Origin of the sequence: Jannaschia halovivens (assembly GCF_046452375.1) — a bacterium.
In the GTDB taxonomy this organism is placed as follows: Bacteria; Pseudomonadota; Alphaproteobacteria; order Rhodobacterales; family Rhodobacteraceae; genus Jannaschia; species Jannaschia halovivens.
On record NZ_JBKFDJ010000001.1, the window covers coordinates 614,647 to 632,067 of the forward strand.

Consider the following 17,421-nt stretch of genomic DNA (forward strand, 5'->3'; position numbering starts at 1 on the left):
CTCCTTCAGGCGGCCTGCGCCGTGACCTGGGCCAGCGCCTCGGTCAGGATCTCGGCACCCGCGCCGGGCCGGGCCGCCCCTTCCGAAAGCGTACGCCGCCACGCCCGCGCGCCCGGCAGGCCCGCGAAGAGGCCGAGCATGTGGCGCGTGACGTGGCCGGGCTTGCCGCCGCCGTCGATATGCCGCTCGAGATGGGGCAGCATCCGCAGCGCCGCCGTCGCCCGGTCGGGACAGGAATCGGGCATGCCGAAGATGCGGCTGTCGGCCTCCAGCAGGATCGCGGCGGGATCGTGATAGGCCGCGCGGCCCACCATGACGCCGTCCATCCGCCCGAGCTGCGTGGCCACGTCGTCCAGCGACGCGATCCCGCCATTGATCGACAGGTGCATGTTCTCGAACCGCTCCGCCATCCCGTGGACCAGCGCATAGTCCAGCGGCGGCACCTCGCGGTTCTCTTTGGGGCTGAGCCCTTGCAGCCACGCCTTCCGGGCATGGATCGCGACGCGCGAGACACCGGCATCGCGGATGCGCGACAGGAAATCGGGCAGCACCGTCGCCGGGTCCTGGTCGTCCACGCCGATCCGGCACTTCACCGTGACGGGCACGTCGCCCGCTGCCGCGATCATCGCGGCGACGCAGTCGGCCACGAGCGCGGGCCGCTCCATCAGGACCGCCCCGAAGCAGCCCGACTGCACCCGGTCGGACGGACATCCCACGTTCAGGTTCACCTCGGCATAGCCGCGCGCCACAGCCATCGCGGTCGCCTCGGCCAGCTCCGCCGGGTCGCTGCCGCCCAGCTGCAACGCGACCGGATGCTCGGCCGCATCGAAGTCCAGAAGCTCCACCGCCCCGCCCCGCACCAGCGCGGCCGATGTCACCATCTCGGTGTAGAGAAGAACCTGCCGCGACAGCACGCGGTGAAACGCCCGGCAATGCCGGTCGGTCCAATCCATCATGGGCGCGACGGACAATCTGGCGTGGTCGGTGACGGGCATGGGGCCTTCGAGGAAATCGTTTGGGTGGGTCGGATTGCGGCTCCCGATACCACCGGACCGGGCGAACCGCGATGGCTCATCGCACAAGGCGCGGCGCCGGGCAACGCGGCCCGCATCGCGCGTGGCCCCTAGGCGTCGTCCCCGGCGCGCCCGATCGGGTGCATGGCATCGCGGTGGAACCCTTCGGAGCCCGCTGCCCGCAACGTCAGACGCGCGATCTTCCAGCCCGCATCCGTGCGCGCGAATTCGTGGTGATACTGCCCCCAGAGTTCGCTGTTGGGTCGCCCGTCACGATACCGGTGCCAGGCATAGAGATACGCGAAGCTCGTGGCCCGATCCGGCCCGTCGAAGCCGATCACGATATTCGAGACGTGGTGGCTTGTGGCGGCGAAGAACGTGGCAAGCCCCGTCCGGACGACGGCGTCGATCTCGTCGGTGCCGGTCATCGTCGGCACGTCGGGGCCGTAATCGACCACGGCGTCCCCGGTGAAGAGCGCCAGCACCGCGTCCGCCTCGGCCCGGTCGAAATGGTAGCAATAGGCGTGGATGACATCGGCGACCAAGGCCTTGTCAATCAGCGCCTTCAACTCGTCGCTCGCATCCATCCCGTCCTCCTATCCGTCCAGCCCCTCGGGCGCGCACCAGCCCTTCGGCGGCAAGGCCCGCTCGACCGGGGGGATCGGCACGTGAAATGCACCCTCGGCCGCGTTCATCTCCATCGCGCGGTGCGACAGCCGCCAGCCCTCGTCCGTGCGGCGCAGTCGGTCGCGGTAGACCCCGTGCAGCACGGCCGGACGCCCGTCCGACGTCTCGTGCCATGCCAGGACATAGCTCTCCGCCCGCGCATGATCCGGTCCGTCGAACCAGATGCGAACCTGGCCCAGATGATGCGCCGTCCGCCGCCAGCGCCACATCCGGGCCATCGAACGTTCGAGGTCGTCGCGCCCCCGTGCCGTCAGCCGAGGGTCCGGGCCGAACGCCACCTCGCAATCCCGGGTGAAGAGCGCGGCCAGCGCGGCGAGGTCCATCCGGTCCAGCGCCCGGCAGTAATCGGCCAGCACGTCTCGGATCGCCGCGCGGTCGGTCAGCGCCCGAAGATCGCTCATGCCCCGCCCCGCATGGGCCAGGTGTCGCCCAACCGGTAGCCGCGCGGGAACGGGTCATCCGGGTCGAGCAGGAGCTGTCGCGTGTCGGTGATCCACGCGCGCCCCTGAATGGTCGGGCGGATGGCCGCGATGCCGTCGAGATCGCATTCGGCCGCGATGCCGCAATCGAACCGCGTCCCGAGGATCGACACGCCGTCGAATCGGTCGCCCACCCCGAGCAGCCCCTGGGCGTGGAGGAGCGCCACCCGTGCCGAACACCCCGTCCCCGTCGGCGACCGGTCGAGCTTCCCGGGATCGATGACGACCGTGTTGCGTCCGGTGACCGTGCCGCCCTTGCGCCGAACGGGATCGGTGAACTGGCAGAACGAGATGTGGGACCAGTCCGGCAGGGTCGGGTGGCGGAACCCAAGCTGTTCGGTCGCCGCGCGCGCGATCGCGATGCCGTGCGCCACGAAGTCGGCGGCAGCTTCGGGCACCAGCTTCAGGCCGAGATCCCCCGCCTCGACCAGCACGAAGCTGTCGCCGCCCCAAGCCGTGTCGACCCGCAGGGACCCGAGGCCCGGCACCTCGAGCATCGCGTCCCGCCGGCCGACGAAGCTGGGGACGTTGGTGATGCGGGTCGCCTCGGCGCGGCCATCCCGACAGGTGGTCACGACCTCGACCAGACCGCCGGGCGCCTCGATCGCGAAGGTCGTTTTGGGCTCGGTCATCGGCACAAGGCCGGTCTCCAGAAGGACGGTCGCCACGCAGATCGCGTTCGAGCCGGACATCGGCGGCGTATGCGACGGCTCCATGATGATGAACCCGGCCACCGCGTCGGGATGCTTCGGCGGCACCAGCAGGTTCACATGCCGGAAGACGCCGCCGCGCGGTTCATTCAGGACAAAATCCCGCAACACGCCGTCCTCGGCGATCCAGCGGGACTGGTCCCAGAGCGTGCCGCCCGGCGGCGGCGCCACGCCGCCGACGATGACATCGCCCACCTCGCCCTCGGCATGGCAACCGACGATCTGGATCGACCGGCTACTGCGCATGGGCGGTGCGGGGGGTGGGGGCGTCGGGCATCATCGCGTCTCCAGCAGGCCGCCATCGACAGGGATCACCTGCCCCGTGATCCAGCCCGCGCGGTCCGAGGCGAGGAAGGCGATCGTCTCGGCGATTTCCCGCGTCGTGCCCCATCGCGACAGGGGATAGCGCGCGATCACACCGTCGAGCAGTTCGTCGAAATGCGCGTCGTCGCGGGCCCGTGCGCGGAATTGGCCTTCCGAAAGTGGCGTGCGGACGGCGCCGGGGGCGACCGCGTTGACCCGCACGCGACGGTCCGCGAAATCCGCCGCCAACTGCCGCGTCAGCGCGACGACGGCGCCCTTCGACGCGGAATAGGCCGCGACGCCCTTCATCCCCGACAGGCCCACCGTCGAGGCGGTGAAAACCAGCGCGCCTTCGGTGTCCACGAGGTGGGGCAGGGTCGCGCGCGCGGTCAGGAACGCGCCCGTCGCGTTGACCGCCATCACGCGCTGCCAGTCGGCCAGCGATACGGAGAGCACGTCGCCCTCAACCATGATCCCGGCATTGGCCGCGACCACGTCGATCCGGCCCGTCCAGCCCATCGCGGCATCGACCATCGCCGCGCAGGACCCCTCGTCCGCGACATCGACCCGGGCCGCGCGGGCCTCGACACCTTGCCTGCGCAACACGTCCACCGTCTCTCCGCACCCCTCGATATCCGCGCAGAGCACCGCGCAGCCCTCCGCGCCGAAGCGCTCTGCCGTCACGCGCCCGATCCCCGAGGCGGCACCGGTGACGATCGCGGTCCTCACACCGGGTCGGGCGCGAAGATCTGCGGATAGAGATTGCGCATCGCGGCCTCGTCCATCTCGGTCGCGAAGGCATGCGAGGCCGACAGCGCATGGGCGCGGGCGGCGGCGGGCCGCGCGTCGATCTCGTCCATCACACGGCGGATATTGGCGAAACGCTCGAATGCATCCGGCTCCTCGAGCACAAAGGGAATGCGCGGGGCCCAGCCCCAGACGGCCATGTCCACGATGGTATAGGTGTCGCCCAACATGAAACGCCGCCCCTCCAGCCGATCGTCGATGATCTGCCAGTGCCGGTTCGCCTCGTAATGGTAGCGTTTGATCGCATAGGGCAGACGCTCGGGCGCCATGTTCCGAAAGTGGAAGGCCTGCCCCGAATAGGGCCCGACGCCAGTCGCGATGAACATCAGCCAGGACAGCATCTCACCCCGCAGCGCAGGCGTATCCGCTGGCAGGAATTGCCCCGTCTTTTCCGCAAGGTAGAGGAGGATCGCATTGCTGTCGAAGACGGTGACGTCGCCGTCCCGGATCGCGGGCACCTTGGCGTTCGGATTGATCGCCAGGTACCCGTCGGTGTGCTGGTCCCCGCGCTTGGTGTCGATGGGCACCGCGCGGTATTCGATCCCGCTTTCCTCGAGGAACAGGCTGACCTTCAGGGGGTTCGGCGCGGCGTTGAAGAAGAACTCGATCATCAGTGTCTCAGGATCTTGGAGAAGAAGTCGCGGGCGCGCTCGGTCTTGGGCGTGTCGAACAGCTCGGCCGGGGTGCCCGCCTCGATTATCTGGCCCGCATCCATGAAGACGACCTTGTCGGCCACCTCTCGGACGAACGCCATCTCGTGGCTGACGATGATCATGGTCATCCCCTCGTCGGCGAGCTTGCGGATCGCGTCGAGCACTTCGTTGACCAGTTCGGGATCGAGCGCTGAGGTCACCTCGTCGAGAAGCAGGATCTGAGGTTTGAGCGCGAGGCCCCGCGCCAGCGCGACCCGCTGCTGTTGGCCGCCCGAAAGCTGGTCCGAATAGGCATCCGCCTTGTCCGACAGACCCACCAGCCCCAGAAGCCGCCGCGCCTCGGCCTCCACCTCGCGCTTGTCCCATTTCTTGATCTTGAGCGGGGCGAGCGTGAGGTTCTGCATCACGGTCATGTTCTGGAACAGGTTGTAGGCCTGGAAGACGATGGCCATGCGGTCGCGCGCGGCCCGGACCTCGCGGGCCGACGAATAGTTCATTCGCTCGCCCGTGATCTCGACCTCGCCCGCGGTGATCGGGGTCAGGCCCATCAGAGCGCGCAGGACCGTCGACTTGCCCGACCCCGAGGGGCCGACAAGCGCCGCGATCTCGCCCTTCTCGATCGAGAAGCTGATCCCTTTCAGGACCTCAAGGGCGCCGTATTTTGCGCGAACGTCGCTGACCGCGAGGTGTGGCAAGGCGTTTCTCCAGGTATTGGCCCAGAAGGCTCAGGGGAAAGGATAGAAGGAAATAGCACAGCGCGATGGTGCCGAAGACGAGGATACCGGAATAGCCCTGGTTGTTCAGCTCCTTGCCCCGGAAGGTCAGCTCGAACACGCCGACCTGGCTGACCAGCGCCGTGTCCTTGATGAAGGCGACGGCGAAGGCGATGGCGGGCGGCACGATTACCGGCCAGGCCTGCGGCAGCACGATCCGAAGGTTGGTCTGGAGCCGCGAGAGGTTCATCGCCTCGGCCGCCTCGACCTGCGTTCTCGGCACGCTTTCGAGACCGCCGCGGATGATGTCGGCGGTGTAGGCGATGGCATAGAGGCAGATCGCGATCACCGCGATCGTGAAGAGCGAGGCGTCGGGCGTCACCGCCTGGATGAAGAACAGCACGAGGTAGATGACGACGATGAACGGGATGCGGCGGAACACCTCGACATAGGCGATGCAGATCACGCGCATCGGCAACGCCCAGAGGCCCGGCGTCTGGCGCAGGAACACCAGCACGAAGGCGAAGCCGAACCCGATCAGGCAACCGGCGACGGTCATGCCGAGGGTCAGCATCGCCGACTCCAGCAGGAGCGCCATGTTCGGCCCCGAGAAGAAGCGCGGGATCTGTTCGATGATCCGGTCCATCAGAAGATCCGCGCCTTGACGCGGAACGCCCACCGCCCAAGCAGCGCCAGCCCGATCGAGGCAATGAAGGTCAGCACGACATACATCCCGGCGACGACCGTGAAGTATTCCAGCCAGCGGTAGTTGACAGTCGAGAGGTTGATCGCCTGCCCCGTCAACTCGTCGACGCCGATCAGCGCCCCGACCGAGGTCCCCATCACCAGGACGACGATGAAGAAGTTGGCCAGCGCCGGGTAGATCGACTTGGCGATATGCGGGACGATGATGTAGCGGACCTGCTGGATCAGCGACATGCCGAGCGTCTGGCCCGCCTCGATCTCGGGGAGGCGGACCGACAGGAAGCCCGCGCGCAGGATCAGCGTCAGGTAGGCGCCCGCGTTCATGGTCAGACCGATCAGCAGGCAGGCCTCGTTCGACCAGCGAACGCCGACCTCGGGCAGGCCGAAGTAGAGGAAATAGATCTGGATCAGGGCGGGCGTGTTGGTGATGAAGACCACGTAGCCATCGACCAGCATCCGCAGCGGCCACGGCCCGTAGGTCTTGATCGTTGCCCCCAGAAGTCCGATCACCGCGCCGCCCGCGAAGGCGAAGACGCCCAGCTGGAAGGTGAGCCACGCCCCTTCCAGAAGCTGGGGCATGTTCTCCCAGACGACGCCGAACTGAAACCGGTAATTCATGGGGTCAGGGCCGCGCGCCCCGGCCGCGATGGGCCGGGGCGCGCGCGTCTCAAATCAGAAGAACGGGACGGGTTCGACCGCGCGGAGCATCGGCGCGCCGTAGTACTTCTCCCAGGTCTCGTTGATCATGCCGCCCGAATGCATGTTGTAGAGCGCGATGTTCAGGACCTCGGTGAGGTTGTCGTTGCCCTGCGCCACGCCGATCGCACAGTAGGCCACGAAGATCGGGTTCTCGACCACGCGCCAGTTCACGTCCGGGTAGTTCTCGGTGAAGGCCATGAAGAAGTCGATATTCTCGACGATGGCGTCGGCCCGGCCCTGCCCCACGAGGCGCACCGTGTCGGCCAGCGTGTCGACCAGCTCCAGCTCGACATTGGGCATGTTCTCCCCGATCCAGTCGACCGTCCAGTTGCCGCGCATGTTGGCGAGCGTCACGCCCTCGGTGTTGAAATCCTCCCAGCTGTCACCCTCGATCTGGTCGGTGGCGAGCACGGCCAGCACCTCGGTATGGAGCGGGACGGTGTAGTCGATGAGCTTGGCGCGCTCGGTGTTGCGCGTCAGCGCGCCCAGCGAGATGTCGATGCGGTCGGACACGAGGAACGGGACGCGCTGCGGCGTCTCGGTCGGCACCCATTCGACCTCGACGCCGATCGCGTCGGCCAGCGCCTGGCCCACGTCGATGTCGAAGCCTTCCCATTCGCCCGCATCGTTGCGCGTGCTCATGTTCGGGAAGTTCGGATTGATGCCGATGCGGATCACACCGTCGGACAGGATGTCATCGAGGCTCTTGGCGTGAACCCCGGTCACCGCCGTCGCAGCCAGCGCCAGGCCGGTCAGCGCGGAAAGGAACGTTCTCTTCATCATGCTTCAAGATCTCCCATGTCGATCGGCCCATCCCCCGAGCCGTGGGGAACCGGGTGTTCTCCCCGATTTGTGCGCAAAACGAACGTTTGTGCGAGTGGAAGCGTCGGCCAGATGCGGGCGTCTGTCAATGATCTCGTGCGGGGGCGAGGATCGCTTCGACCTCGATCTCCACGTCATAGGGTCCGATCAGGTCGATCCCGCCCAAAAGCGTGTTGGCGGGCCGGACATGCCCCAGATAACGCGCATGGACCGCAGAGACGGCCTCCCAATCGTCGGCGTGGCGCAGGTAGACGCGGGTCCGTACGATGTCGTCCACCGTGCCGCCCAGCGTCTCGATGGCCGCGATGATCTTGTCGAACACGTAGGTCGCCTGCCCCGCCGCATCGCCCTTGCAGACGGCGTCGCCACCCGGTGCGGTCGCGGTCGTCCCGCTGACGAGGATGCGGTCGCCGTCGCGCACGGCCCGTGCGAAGCCCGCCGCCTCCTCCCAGATCGAGCCGCTATCGGCCAGCCGGCGACCGGGACGCACTTCGCGCGCGGCGAAGACCGGCGGCAGCGCGTCGAGATGGTGGCTAAGATCGCCGGAGGCCGTCAGGAAGGGCGGCTTGCGGTATTCGTCGCCGCAATCGCCGGGAATATCGTCGAGCCCGGCCAGCGCACCCGCCAGAAGCACCCGGTCGGCATCGTCGAAGCGCAACGACCCGGCATTGAGATTGTCGGCGCGGTGCTCGGTCTCCCCCAGCCGCGCGCCGATGATGGTGGCCCCAACCGCCGCGTGCGACAGGACCCAGGCCGAGGCCACGTTCGAGATCGACACGCCATGTTTCTCGGCGACCGTGCCCGCTGCGTCGAGAAGGCGCTGGAACGGACCCCAGCCCCCGGCGGCATCGATGAAGCGGCGATATTTCATGCGGCTCCAATCGGCGATGTCCCGTGGCTCCGGGGCGCCGCGCCAGCGATCCGACAGGAACCCGCCGCCCAGCGTCCCGAAGGCCAGGAGCGTCACGTCGTTCGCACGCGCGACCCGCGACAACTCGCCCGCCGCGCGCCGGTCCAGCATGGAAAAGCAGACTTGGTTCGACGCGACGTCTATGCCGTTCTTCAACAGCAGATGCAGATGGGCCGCGTCGAAATTGGTCAGCCCGATCTCGCGGATCAGCCCTTCCTCGCGCAGGCGCATCAGGCCCTCCATCGCGTCGAGATATTCGGGCATCTCGTAGCGCCACCAATGGAACTGCATGACGTCGACCGTCTCGAGGCCCAGCCGGTCCAGCGCCGTCTCGACCCCCTGCCGCACGACCCCGATATCCATCGGCCCTGGCGCGGGGCACCACTTGGTCAGGATCGTCGGCGGCGTCTCGCCCGCGTCGCGCATCGCCCGCGCGGCCATCCCAGCCACGACCTCGGCGCTGCCGTAGTGGTCGGCCATGTCGAACGTGTCGAACCCGGCGCGCGCGTAGTCGACCAGCGCCTCGGCCGCGCGGTCGAGATCCAACGTCTTCCCGTCCCGCTCTTGGTCGGCCATTTGCCACAGCCCGGTGATCAGCCGCCGAATGGGGACGTCGCGGCCCAGTGTCGTCCGTTCCGGCTCGCGCATCGCGACCTCCTTTGCAGTTGCGAACATCTGTGCGCAATATGGCCAGGGTCTCAACCGCGAAGTTCTGGAGAGGCGGCCTTGCGCATCGGTCTGGTGGTCAATCCCGTGGCGGGACTGGGCGGGTCCGTCGGCCTCAAGGGCACGGACGGGCCGGGCATCGTCGCCGAGGCCCGCGCGCGGGGCGCCGAGGACTGGGCGGGACCCCGGACGCACACGGCGCTGGCGCGGCTGGCCGATCGCGCGCCCGGGACGCGGCTAATCGCGGGGCCCGGTCCGCTCGGGGCCGACTGGGCCGAGGGGCTCGATCTCGAGATCGAACCGGTCACGATCCCCGAAGTGACGGGCACGGCGCGCGACACCAAGGCCGTGATCCGCGCCATCGGGCCCTGCGACCTGATGGTCTTCGCAGGCGGCGACGGCACGGCACGCGACGTTGCGGCGGCGCTGGCGGAGGGCACGCCGATGCTGGGCATCCCGTCGGGCGTGAAGATGCATTCGGGCGTCTTCGCGGTCTCGCCCGGTGCCGCAGGCGCGCTTCTGGCGGACCTCGTGACCGATCCGGCGCGCGTGACCTGGCACGGCGAGGTCGAGATCATGGATATCGACGAGGTCGCGCTCCGCTCCGGCATACTCGCCCCGCGGCTTTACGGGCTGGCCACCACGCCCGCCGCGCGCAGCCTGATGCAGGCCGCAAAGGGCGGCCCGCCGGGCGACGGCGAAGGCGCGGTCCGGGCCGCCGCAACCGCGATCGCCGCCGCGATGGAGCCCGATGTCCTCTACGTCGTCGGCCCGGGCACCAGCGCCGGGGCCGTGACCCGTGCGGCGGGGTTCCAGCCGACCGTGCTGGGCGTCGACGCCCTCCTCGACGGCAAGCGCGTCGCGCGCGACGCTACCGGGGCCGAGCTCTCCGCCCTCGCCCGCGACCGCCCCGTGCGGATCGTCCTCGGGGTGACGGGCCAGCAGGGCTTTCTGCTCGGGCGCGGCAACCAGCAGATCGGGACGGACCTGATCCGCAAGGCCGGGCGCGATGGGCTGATCGTCCTCGCCTCGCCCGAGAAGCTCGCGACCCTCGCGGCGCCGCGCCTGCTGGTGGATACCGGCGACGCGACGCTCGACGACGCGCTCTCGGGATTTCACCGTGTGATGACCAGCTCGGGACGTGCGACGATGATGCGGATCGGGGTGGCCTGAATTCCGTTGTGCGATATGCGAACTCTTGTTTAAGTTGACGCGACTGCCCCCGCGCCCCGATCCAAGGAGTGACCCATGAGCCAAGACACCCAGTCCCATCCGTGGATGGCGAACTCCGCTCCGGGCGCGTTGCAGGCGATGCTGGACGAGATCGGAGCCCGCGATGCGCGCGAGGTCTTCGCGCAGATCCCCGAGGATCATTTCCGCACGACACCGCTCGACCTGCCGCCCGCGCTGACGTCCGAGTTGGCGCTCAAGCGCGACCTCGTGGGCAAGCTGACGAAGAACGCCGATTGCGAGGGCAACCTCAGCTTTCTGGGCGCGGGTGTCTGGCAGCACCACGTCCCCGCAATCGTCGACGAGATCGTCGGCCGGACCGAGTTCGCGACCAATGTCTGGGGCAGCTACCAGTCAGATCACGGGCGCAACCAGGCGTGGTTCGAATTCTCGTCACAGCTCGGCGCGCTTCTGAACCTCGATGTGGTGCAGCTGCCGGTCTATTCCTGGGGCTGTGCGACGGGGCACGCGATCCGCATGGCCGCGCGGATCACCGGACGTACGAAGGTCCTGATGCCGCGTCTCAGCGACCCCGAGCGCCTGTCGGTGATCGGCACCTACTGCAAGCCGACCCAGATGGACGGCCATATCGAGATCGTGCTGGTCGACGCCGATCCGACAAGCGGGCGGCTGGACCTCGGGGACCTCAAATCGAAGCTCGGGCCCGACGTCGCCGCCGTCTACTTCGAGAACCCCGCCTATTTGGGCACGATCGAGACCGAGGCAGCCGAGATCGCGCGCCTGACCCGTGCGGCGGGCGCCGAGACCATCGTCGGCGTCGATCCCATCAGCCTCGGCGTGATGACCGCGCCGGGCGATTACGGCGCCGACCTGGTGACCGGGCCGGTGCAGCCGCTGGGCGTCCACATGCAATGCGGCGGCGGCGCAGGCGGCTTCATCGCCTCGCGCGACGAGGCGACATACGTCCTCGAATACAACGGCTTCCTCGTCTCGATCGCCGAGACGGTCGAGCCGGGCCAGCACGCCTTCGGCCTCGCCTGCCCGCACCAGAACTCCTACGGCTCGCGCGAGCACGGCAAGGACTGGACCGGCAATTCGACCTATCTCTGGGCCATCGCGGGCGCGGTCTACATGAGCCTGCTGGGGCCGCAGGGCTTCCGCGAAGTCGGCACGCTGATCGTGTCGAATGCGCGCTATGCGGCCAAGATGCTGGGCGACGTGCCGGGCGTCCGGATCGTCTGGCCGGACACGACCTTCAAGGAATTCGTCGTCAACTTCGACGACACCGGCAAGACGGTGGCCGAGATCAACGACGCGCTGCGCGCGAGAGGCATCTTCGGCGGCAAGGATGTCTCGGGCGAGGACGGCGCGCTGGGGCAGTCGGCGCTCTATTGCGTGACCGAAGTGCACACCGCCGACGACATTCACCGGCTGGCCGAGACGCTGAAGGAGGTGCTCGCATGACCCGCATTCCCGACTTTCACGCCGCCAAGTGGGACGAGCCCGTCATCTACGAGATCGGACGCCCCGGCGCCCGCGGACAGATTTTCGACGCGCCCGACGCGCGGGTGACCGAGGCCGTCGGCACGGACCTGATCCCCGCGGCGATGGCCCGCAGCGACGCCCCTGCCCTGCCCGAGATCACCGAGTTCGAGGCGCAGCGCCATTTCCTGCATCTCAGCCAGATGACGCTGGGCATGATGGGGATCAGCCTCTTCGGCACCTGCACGATGAAGTACAACTCGAAGGCCGCCGAATACGCCACGCTGCGCCCCGAGCTGGCCGAGGTGCATCCCTTCCAGCATCCCGACACCCTGCAGGGCGTGCTTGAGATCATCCACGACTTCGACGCGATCCTCCAGAATCTCTCGGGCATGGATCAGTTCATTTTCCAGGCCGGTGGCGGGGCCGACGCGGCCTATACCATGGCCACGGTCGCGCGTGCCTACTGGGCCGACAAGGGGATGCTGGGACAGCGAACCGAGATGGTGACCAGCGTCCAGTCACATCCCTGCAATCCGGCGACGGCGGCGGCGGCGGGATTCGACGTGGTGAACCTCCCGCTCGAGGAGAACGGCTATCCCTCGCTCGACGCGCTGAAGGCCGCGGTCAGCGAGAAGACCGCGCTCATCATGATCAACAATCCCGACGACATGGGCATCTACAATCCCGAGATAAAGGAATGGACGCGGGTCGCGCGCGAGGCGGGCGCGCTCTGCTTCTACGACCATGCGAATTTCAACGGGGTGATGGGCAAGCTCTCGGCGCGCGAGCTGGGCTTCGACGCCTGCATGTTCATGCTCCACAAGACCTTCGGCGCACCCAAGGCCGGCGGCGGCCCCGCCGTGGGCGCCTTCGGATGCACCGATGATCTCGCCCCCTATGTGCCCGGCCCCGTCGTCTTGAAGGAGGGCGACCGCTACCGCCTCGACGAGGACCGCCCGAAATCGACGGGCAAGGTCCGCGAATACTGGGGGAACGTCCCGCAGGTGGTGAAGGCCTATGCCTGGAGCCGCGCGATGGGGGCCGAGGGGATCGACCTCGCCTCGGACATCTCGGTCGTGGCGAACAATTACATGGACAAGAAGCTGGGGGAGATCCCGGGGCTGGCCATTTCCAATCCGGACATCGACGCGTGGCGGATGGAGATGACGCGCTGGTCGCTTGGGCCGCTGACCGAAGAGACGGGTGTCACCACCGTCGATTTCGCCAACCGGATGGCCGATTACGGGATCGACCCCTACTGGATGAGCCACGAGCCGTGGATCGTGGCCGAGCCCTTCACGCCGGAAGCGGGCGAGCTCTGGTCCAAGGAAGACATCGACACCTGGATCGCGGTCATAGCGAAGATCGCCGAGGAGGCGCGGAGCGAGCCCGAACTGGTCAAGACCGCGCCCCACAACCAGCCGGTCGCGCAGGTGCAAGGCGACGTGTTCGAGGATCCGGCCAAATGGGCGATGACGTGGCGCGCCTACAAGCGCAAGATCGCGGGCGACGACGCCGCGCGCGGCGTCGCCTGACGGCCATGGCGCGCGCGCGCTCAGTCGTAGAGGACCGAGATGCCCTCCAGCGGCACGGTCGGCGCGCGCCCCAGCACGAGGTCGGCCACCACGCGGCCCGTCATCGGTGCCGCGCTGAACCCGACCCATGGGAAGATGGCGAGGAAGAAGCCGGGCACGCCCGGCGCCTCGCCAATGATCGGGCGCCAGTCGGGCGTGCCGTTGACCCAGGCCGTCCAACTCCGCAGCGCGCGGGCCTGACCGAGGCCGGGCACCACGTCGGCGGCGATGCCCATGTTGGCCGCGAAATTTGCCGGATCGGTGGCGAGGCCGCCATCGCCGCGCACCCGCGCGGCCCAACCACCGCCGACGATGCAGCCGCCGTTCGGGGCCTGCTTGAGCGACAGCTTTCCGGCAGCGGAATAGACGAGATGCGGGATCAGTGGGGCAACCGGCTCGGTCACGGTGACCTGCAAGGGGAAGCCGCCCAGGTCGATCGGAACCCCGACCATGGCCGCGCACTCCGCCGCCCGCGCCCCGGCGGCATCGACGACGCGCGCCGCCCGGACCGTGCCACCCGGCGTGGCCAGCGCGAAGCCCTGTGCATCCCGCGCGATACCGGTCACCGCGGTGCGGGTGCGGATGTCGACACCCGCTGCCATGGCCGCGCGGGCCAGCGCCGGGGTCGCGCGCAGCGGATCGGCCTTGCCCTCGCCCGCACAGAAGCCGCCGCCGATGGCAGCATCCGACAGGTACGGCGCGACCGCGCGCAGCTCCTCGCGGCCCAGCACCTCGCTTACGATGCCGACCGATGCCTCGATCCGTGCCTTGGCCGCGATGGCGCGCATCTGTTCGTCCGTGCGCGCGACCACGATCCCACCCTTGACGCGGACGTTCAGGTCTTCGCCCACGGCCTCCGACATCTCCTGCCAGAGGTCGATGGACGCCGCGAGGAACCGCAGGGTCGGCACATAGGCCCGCGCCCAGTCGTCGCCGTATTTCACGAATTCCGGATACTGGATCTGCAGGTGCAGCGACCCGGCATTGGCCCCCGACGCCTCCGCACCCAGATCGCCCGCCTCGAGCAGGACGACCGACGCGCCGTCCTGCGCCAGATGCCAGGCCGCCGTCAGCCCGACGAGGCCGCCGCCCACAACTGCAACGTCATACGCGGCCGTCACGCCGCCACCCCGCCTGGAAGGACCGCCCCATGAGAACGCAATACACCGGCAGCCACACCGTCACCGTCACCCCCTTCACCCCCGGCGGGGCCGAGATCGATTTCGAGGCCTGGGAAGGGTTTCTCGACTGGCAGGTCGAATGCGGCGTGCCGGGCGTCATCATCCTCGGGACGACGGGCGAGTTCCTGACGATCAGCGACGCCGAGCGTACCGCCTTCGTGCGCCACACGGTGAACTACGTGAACGGGCGCATGGTCGTCTGGGTCGGCACGATGAACGCCTATACGCCCAACGCCGTGCGCTATTCCAAGGAGGCCGAGGATCTGGGCGCCGATGGCCTGATGATCATTCCGCCCTATTACGTCACGCCGACCGACGACGAGATCTTCGGATACTACCGCGCCATCTGCGAGGCGCAGAACCTCCAGATCATGCTCTACAACAATCCGTTCACCTCGAACGTGGACATGTCGGCCAAGCTGGTCGGACGCCTCGCCCGGAGCTTCGAGCAGATCCGCTACATCAAGGAAGCCAGCCAACGCATTGAACGCATTCACGATATCATCGTCGAAAGCGAGGGCCACATGCACCCCTGGGCCGGTCAGCGCGTGCTCGAAAGCTACAAGATGGGGGCCGAAGGCTACGTGAATCCTTACGGGAACTACATCCCCCGCGCGTCCGTGAAGTTCGTCGAATGGGCCGAACAGGGCCGCTGGGACGATGTGCAGCGCGTGCAGGACGTCATCTCGCAATTCGACACGATCATCGTCGAGGGGCACCCGCTCTATGGGCACCAGTGCTATTCGAAGGCGCTGGCGGCGGCGGCGGGGCATCCCGTGGGCGACGTCCGCGCGCCGCTGACCACCTACGAGAGCCTCGGGGACGAAGGCCGCGCGCGGGTCGCGAAGATGGTGCCGCTGATGGAGGAGCTCGACCGCATCGTCGACGAGATCGAGGCGCGCCCCGCGGCTGCGGCGGCCGAGTAGGCTCATCGGATATAGGCCGCGCCGTTGAGGTCGATCGTCGCGCCCGTCAAGTGGCGGGCGCGGCCACCGGCAAGGAACACGGCCAGCTCGGCGATATCCGAAGGCGGCACCCATTCCCCCATCGGCAGTCCCGCCGTCACCGCGGCCGCCCCGCCGGTCTTCTCGGCGCTCGCGACCGACATCTGCGTGTCGACCACGCCGGGGGCGATGACATAGGCGAGGATGCCGCGGTCGGCGTAATTGCGCGCGACGGTCTTGGTGGCGGCCGCGATCGCCGCCTTCGACGCGGCATAGGCGATGGCCCCGGGGTTCGACGTCCCCCGCGTCGTGACCCAGCTTCCGATGGCAATCACGGCCCCCGTCCGGCCCGCCTCCAGCCAGTCGCGGACCGCCAGCCGCATCAGCATCGCGGGCGCCTCGACATTGATCGCCATCGAACGCGACCACGCCGTATCCCAAGCAGCGGCGTCATCCTCGATCCCGCCCGCCTGCGCCATGATGCCGGCGTTGTTGACCAGCACGTCGACCGGCCCGCCGACGGCCTCGGTCGCATCCTGCCAAAGCCGTGCCACGGCGGCGCGGTCCGACAGGTCCGCCTGCACGAGCACCGCCTGCTCCGCCGTCGCATCCGCGACCGCCGCCTCGGCCCCGGCGCGGTCGCCGCCGTAATGCGCCACGACCCGCGCGCCCGCGGCGACCATGGCCGTCGCGATGGCCGCGCCGATCCCCTTCGATGCGCCGGTAACGAGGACCGATCTGCCGGCCAGATCGCTCATCGTGCGTCCCGCTTCACGAAGGGCGTCGAGGCGAGCTTGGGGTTGCAGCGCGCATAGGGCGCCGGCATAGCGATCTCGGCGCCCAGCGTCTCGGCCGCCTTCCACGTCCAGTTCGGGTCCCAGAGCATGCCCCGCGCCAGCGCCACCATATCCGCCTGCCCCGTCCGCACGATCGTTTCGGCCTGCACCGGGTCGGTGATCTGCCCCACGGCCATGGTCGGGATGTCCGCCTCGGCCCGGATCTGGGCCGAGAAGTCGAGCTGGTAGCCGGGGCCGGTCTCGATCTTCTGGGATTGGTCGATGCCGCCCGAAGTCACGTCGATCATGTCGCAGCCGCGCGCCTTCAGCTCCCGGCAGAAGGCCGCGGACCCGTCGATGTCCCAGCCGCCTTCGATCCAGTCCGAGGCCGAAAGGCGCACCATCACGGGCTTGTCGTCGGGAAAGGCGTCGCGCACCGCGTCGAACACCTCGAGCGGAAAGCGCATCCGGTTCTCCAGCGCGCCGCCATAGGTGTCGTCCCGGCGGTTGGTCACGGGCGAGAGGAACTGGTGCAGCAGGTATCCGTGTGCGGCATGAAGCTGCACGGTATCGAAACCCGCCCGATCCGCCCGGCGCGCGGCGTCGGCAAAGGCGTCCCGCACGCGGTCCAGGTCGGCAGGGCCCATCGGCTCGGGTGCGGGCCAGCCCGGCAGGTACGGAACCGCCGAGGCCGATTGCGGCTGCCACGCGGCCTCGCCCTCCAGAAGGCCGCCGCCCTCCCACGGGGGGACCGTGTTCCCCTTCCGGCCCGAATGCCCGAGCTGCATGCCGACCCGGCTGTCGCCTACCGACTTGATGAACGACACGATCCGCGCCCAGGCCGCCTCGGTCGCGTCGTCATACATGCCGGTGCAGCCCGGCGTGATGCGCCCGTCGGGTTCGACCCCGGTCGCCTCGGTGAAGATGAGACCGGGACCGGCCGTCGCGAAGCGCCCGAGATTGACGAGGTGCCAGTCCTCGGGGACGCCGTCCGTCGCGGAATACTGGCACATCGGGGCGACCGCGATCCGGTTCGGTACGGTCAGGGCGCGCAACGCGAGGGGCGCGAAGAGGCGTGGGGACAAGGATGACCTCCGATGGAT

At 68.5% G+C, this 17,421-nt stretch carries 18 protein-coding genes; 4 read left to right on the forward strand and 14 right to left on the reverse strand.

Annotation, left to right across the window (positions count from 1 at the left end; all coding sequences use genetic code 11):
• Positions 1 to 5 precede the first annotated feature (5 nt).
• The 11 genes from dusA to ACK8OR_RS03155 form a co-directional block, all read right to left on the reverse strand.
• Positions 6 to 995 (reverse strand): tRNA dihydrouridine(20/20a) synthase DusA, encoded by a 990-nt coding sequence (dusA, locus tag ACK8OR_RS03105; protein WP_410188005.1) that lies wholly within the window; start codon positions 993 to 995, stop codon positions 6 to 8.
• Between the two features lie 128 nt (positions 996 to 1,123).
• Positions 1,124 to 1,600, reverse strand: coding sequence for a nuclear transport factor 2 family protein (locus ACK8OR_RS03110; protein ID WP_410188006.1), 477 nt, complete (start codon positions 1,598 to 1,600; stop codon positions 1,124 to 1,126).
• Positions 1,601 to 1,609: 9 nt separating this feature from the next.
• Positions 1,610 to 2,101: a nuclear transport factor 2 family protein gene (locus ACK8OR_RS03115; protein ID WP_410188007.1), complete on the reverse strand. Its 492-nt coding sequence runs from the start codon at positions 2,099 to 2,101 to the stop codon at positions 1,610 to 1,612.
• Positions 2,098 to 3,135: a trans-3-hydroxy-L-proline dehydratase gene (locus tag ACK8OR_RS03120; RefSeq protein ID WP_410188008.1), complete on the reverse strand. Its 1,038-nt coding sequence runs from the start codon at positions 3,133 to 3,135 to the stop codon at positions 2,098 to 2,100. Before ACK8OR_RS03120 ends, ACK8OR_RS03115 begins: the two co-directional genes overlap by 4 nt.
• Positions 3,136 to 3,165: 30 nt before the next feature.
• Positions 3,166 to 3,921 carry an SDR family NAD(P)-dependent oxidoreductase gene (locus ACK8OR_RS03125; RefSeq protein ID WP_410188009.1) on the reverse strand — a complete coding sequence of 252 codons (756 nt, stop codon included), beginning with the start codon at positions 3,919 to 3,921 and terminating at the stop codon, positions 3,166 to 3,168.
• Positions 3,918 to 4,610, reverse strand: coding sequence for a glutathione S-transferase family protein (locus ACK8OR_RS03130; RefSeq protein ID WP_410188010.1), 693 nt, complete (start codon positions 4,608 to 4,610; stop codon positions 3,918 to 3,920). The genes ACK8OR_RS03125 and ACK8OR_RS03130 overlap by 4 nt, the downstream gene beginning before the upstream one ends.
• Entirely contained in the window at positions 4,610 to 5,347 is a 738-nt protein-coding gene (locus tag ACK8OR_RS03135) for an amino acid ABC transporter ATP-binding protein (RefSeq protein ID WP_410188011.1), read from the reverse strand. The genes ACK8OR_RS03130 and ACK8OR_RS03135 overlap by 1 nt, the downstream gene beginning before the upstream one ends.
• Positions 5,298 to 6,011 carry an amino acid ABC transporter permease gene (locus ACK8OR_RS03140; protein WP_410188012.1) on the reverse strand — a complete coding sequence of 238 codons (714 nt, stop codon included), beginning with the start codon at positions 6,009 to 6,011 and terminating at the stop codon, positions 5,298 to 5,300. Before ACK8OR_RS03140 ends, ACK8OR_RS03135 begins: the two co-directional genes overlap by 50 nt.
• Positions 6,011 to 6,688, reverse strand: a complete 678-nt coding sequence (locus tag ACK8OR_RS03145) for an amino acid ABC transporter permease (protein ID WP_410188013.1) — start codon at positions 6,686 to 6,688, stop codon at positions 6,011 to 6,013. The genes ACK8OR_RS03140 and ACK8OR_RS03145 overlap by 1 nt, the downstream gene beginning before the upstream one ends.
• 54 nt (positions 6,689 to 6,742) lie before the next feature.
• Positions 6,743 to 7,552 (reverse strand): transporter substrate-binding domain-containing protein, encoded by an 810-nt coding sequence (locus tag ACK8OR_RS03150; protein ID WP_298432087.1) that lies wholly within the window; start codon positions 7,550 to 7,552, stop codon positions 6,743 to 6,745.
• A 124-nt stretch (positions 7,553 to 7,676) separates the two neighbouring features.
• Positions 7,677 to 9,149: an aldo/keto reductase gene (locus ACK8OR_RS03155; protein ID WP_410188014.1), complete on the reverse strand. Its 1,473-nt coding sequence runs from the start codon at positions 9,147 to 9,149 to the stop codon at positions 7,677 to 7,679.
• A gap of 78 nt (positions 9,150 to 9,227) precedes the next feature.
• Between ACK8OR_RS03155 and ACK8OR_RS03160 the strand changes: the two genes are divergently transcribed.
• The 3 genes from ACK8OR_RS03160 to gcvPB all read left to right on the forward strand — a co-directional run bounded on the left by ACK8OR_RS03160 (position 9,228) and on the right by gcvPB (position 13,378).
• The gene (locus ACK8OR_RS03160; protein WP_410188015.1) at positions 9,228 to 10,340 is read left to right on the forward strand and encodes an ATP-NAD kinase family protein; all 1,113 of its coding nucleotides are present in this window, start codon (positions 9,228 to 9,230) and stop codon (positions 10,338 to 10,340) included.
• 75 nt (positions 10,341 to 10,415) lie between these two features.
• Positions 10,416 to 11,822 carry an aminomethyl-transferring glycine dehydrogenase subunit GcvPA gene (gene gcvPA, locus ACK8OR_RS03165; protein ID WP_410188016.1) on the forward strand — a complete coding sequence of 469 codons (1,407 nt, stop codon included), beginning with the start codon at positions 10,416 to 10,418 and terminating at the stop codon, positions 11,820 to 11,822.
• On the forward strand, positions 11,819 to 13,378 hold the full coding sequence (gene gcvPB / locus ACK8OR_RS03170; RefSeq protein ID WP_410188017.1) for an aminomethyl-transferring glycine dehydrogenase subunit GcvPB: 1,560 nt from the start codon (positions 11,819 to 11,821) through the stop codon (positions 13,376 to 13,378). Before gcvPA ends, gcvPB begins: the two co-directional genes overlap by 4 nt.
• Before the next feature lie 20 nt (positions 13,379 to 13,398).
• Here the strand turns inward: gcvPB and ACK8OR_RS03175 are convergent, their stop codons facing one another.
• Positions 13,399 to 14,538 carry an NAD(P)/FAD-dependent oxidoreductase gene (locus tag ACK8OR_RS03175; protein WP_410188018.1) on the reverse strand — a complete coding sequence of 380 codons (1,140 nt, stop codon included), beginning with the start codon at positions 14,536 to 14,538 and terminating at the stop codon, positions 13,399 to 13,401.
• A gap of 29 nt (positions 14,539 to 14,567) precedes the next feature.
• Between ACK8OR_RS03175 and ACK8OR_RS03180 the strand changes: the two genes are divergently transcribed.
• Positions 14,568 to 15,524, forward strand: a complete 957-nt coding sequence (locus ACK8OR_RS03180) for a dihydrodipicolinate synthase family protein (RefSeq protein WP_410188019.1) — start codon at positions 14,568 to 14,570, stop codon at positions 15,522 to 15,524.
• A gap of 2 nt (positions 15,525 to 15,526) precedes the next feature.
• Here the strand turns inward: ACK8OR_RS03180 and ACK8OR_RS03185 are convergent, their stop codons facing one another.
• Both ACK8OR_RS03185 and ACK8OR_RS03190 read right to left on the reverse strand, forming a co-directional pair.
• Positions 15,527 to 16,300 (reverse strand): SDR family NAD(P)-dependent oxidoreductase, encoded by a 774-nt coding sequence (locus ACK8OR_RS03185; protein WP_410188020.1) that lies wholly within the window; start codon positions 16,298 to 16,300, stop codon positions 15,527 to 15,529.
• Positions 16,297 to 17,403, reverse strand: coding sequence for an NADH:flavin oxidoreductase/NADH oxidase (locus ACK8OR_RS03190; protein WP_410188021.1), 1,107 nt, complete (start codon positions 17,401 to 17,403; stop codon positions 16,297 to 16,299). Before ACK8OR_RS03190 ends, ACK8OR_RS03185 begins: the two co-directional genes overlap by 4 nt.
• Between the last annotated feature and the right edge of the window lie 18 nt (positions 17,404 to 17,421).

Bases quoted from the DNA above. Each gene is read 5' to 3' on its own strand.
- ACK8OR_RS03180 (WP_410188019.1), top strand. From the start codon at position 14,568: ATGAGAACGCAATACACCGGCAGCCACACCGTCACCGTCACCCCCTTC.
- ACK8OR_RS03110 (WP_410188006.1), bottom strand. From the start codon at position 1,600: ATGGATGCGAGCGACGAGTTGAAGGCGCTGATTGACAAGGCCTTGGTC.
- ACK8OR_RS03150 (WP_298432087.1), bottom strand. From the start codon at position 7,552: ATGATGAAGAGAACGTTCCTTTCCGCGCTGACCGGCCTGGCGCTGGCT.
- gcvPA (WP_410188016.1), top strand. From the start codon at position 10,416: ATGAGCCAAGACACCCAGTCCCATCCGTGGATGGCGAACTCCGCTCCG.
- ACK8OR_RS03130 (WP_410188010.1), bottom strand. From the start codon at position 4,610: ATGATCGAGTTCTTCTTCAACGCCGCGCCGAACCCCCTGAAGGTCAGC.
- dusA (WP_410188005.1), bottom strand. From the start codon at position 995: ATGCCCGTCACCGACCACGCCAGATTGTCCGTCGCGCCCATGATGGAT.
- ACK8OR_RS03145 (WP_410188013.1), bottom strand. From the start codon at position 6,688: ATGAATTACCGGTTTCAGTTCGGCGTCGTCTGGGAGAACATGCCCCAG.
- ACK8OR_RS03185 (WP_410188020.1), bottom strand. From the start codon at position 16,300: ATGAGCGATCTGGCCGGCAGATCGGTCCTCGTTACCGGCGCATCGAAG.
- ACK8OR_RS03115 (WP_410188007.1), bottom strand. From the start codon at position 2,101: ATGAGCGATCTTCGGGCGCTGACCGACCGCGCGGCGATCCGAGACGTG.
- gcvPB (WP_410188017.1), top strand. From the start codon at position 11,819: ATGACCCGCATTCCCGACTTTCACGCCGCCAAGTGGGACGAGCCCGTC.
- ACK8OR_RS03120 (WP_410188008.1), bottom strand. From the start codon at position 3,135: ATGCGCAGTAGCCGGTCGATCCAGATCGTCGGTTGCCATGCCGAGGGC.
- ACK8OR_RS03155 (WP_410188014.1), bottom strand. From the start codon at position 9,149: ATGCGCGAGCCGGAACGGACGACACTGGGCCGCGACGTCCCCATTCGG.
- ACK8OR_RS03140 (WP_410188012.1), bottom strand. From the start codon at position 6,011: ATGGACCGGATCATCGAACAGATCCCGCGCTTCTTCTCGGGGCCGAAC.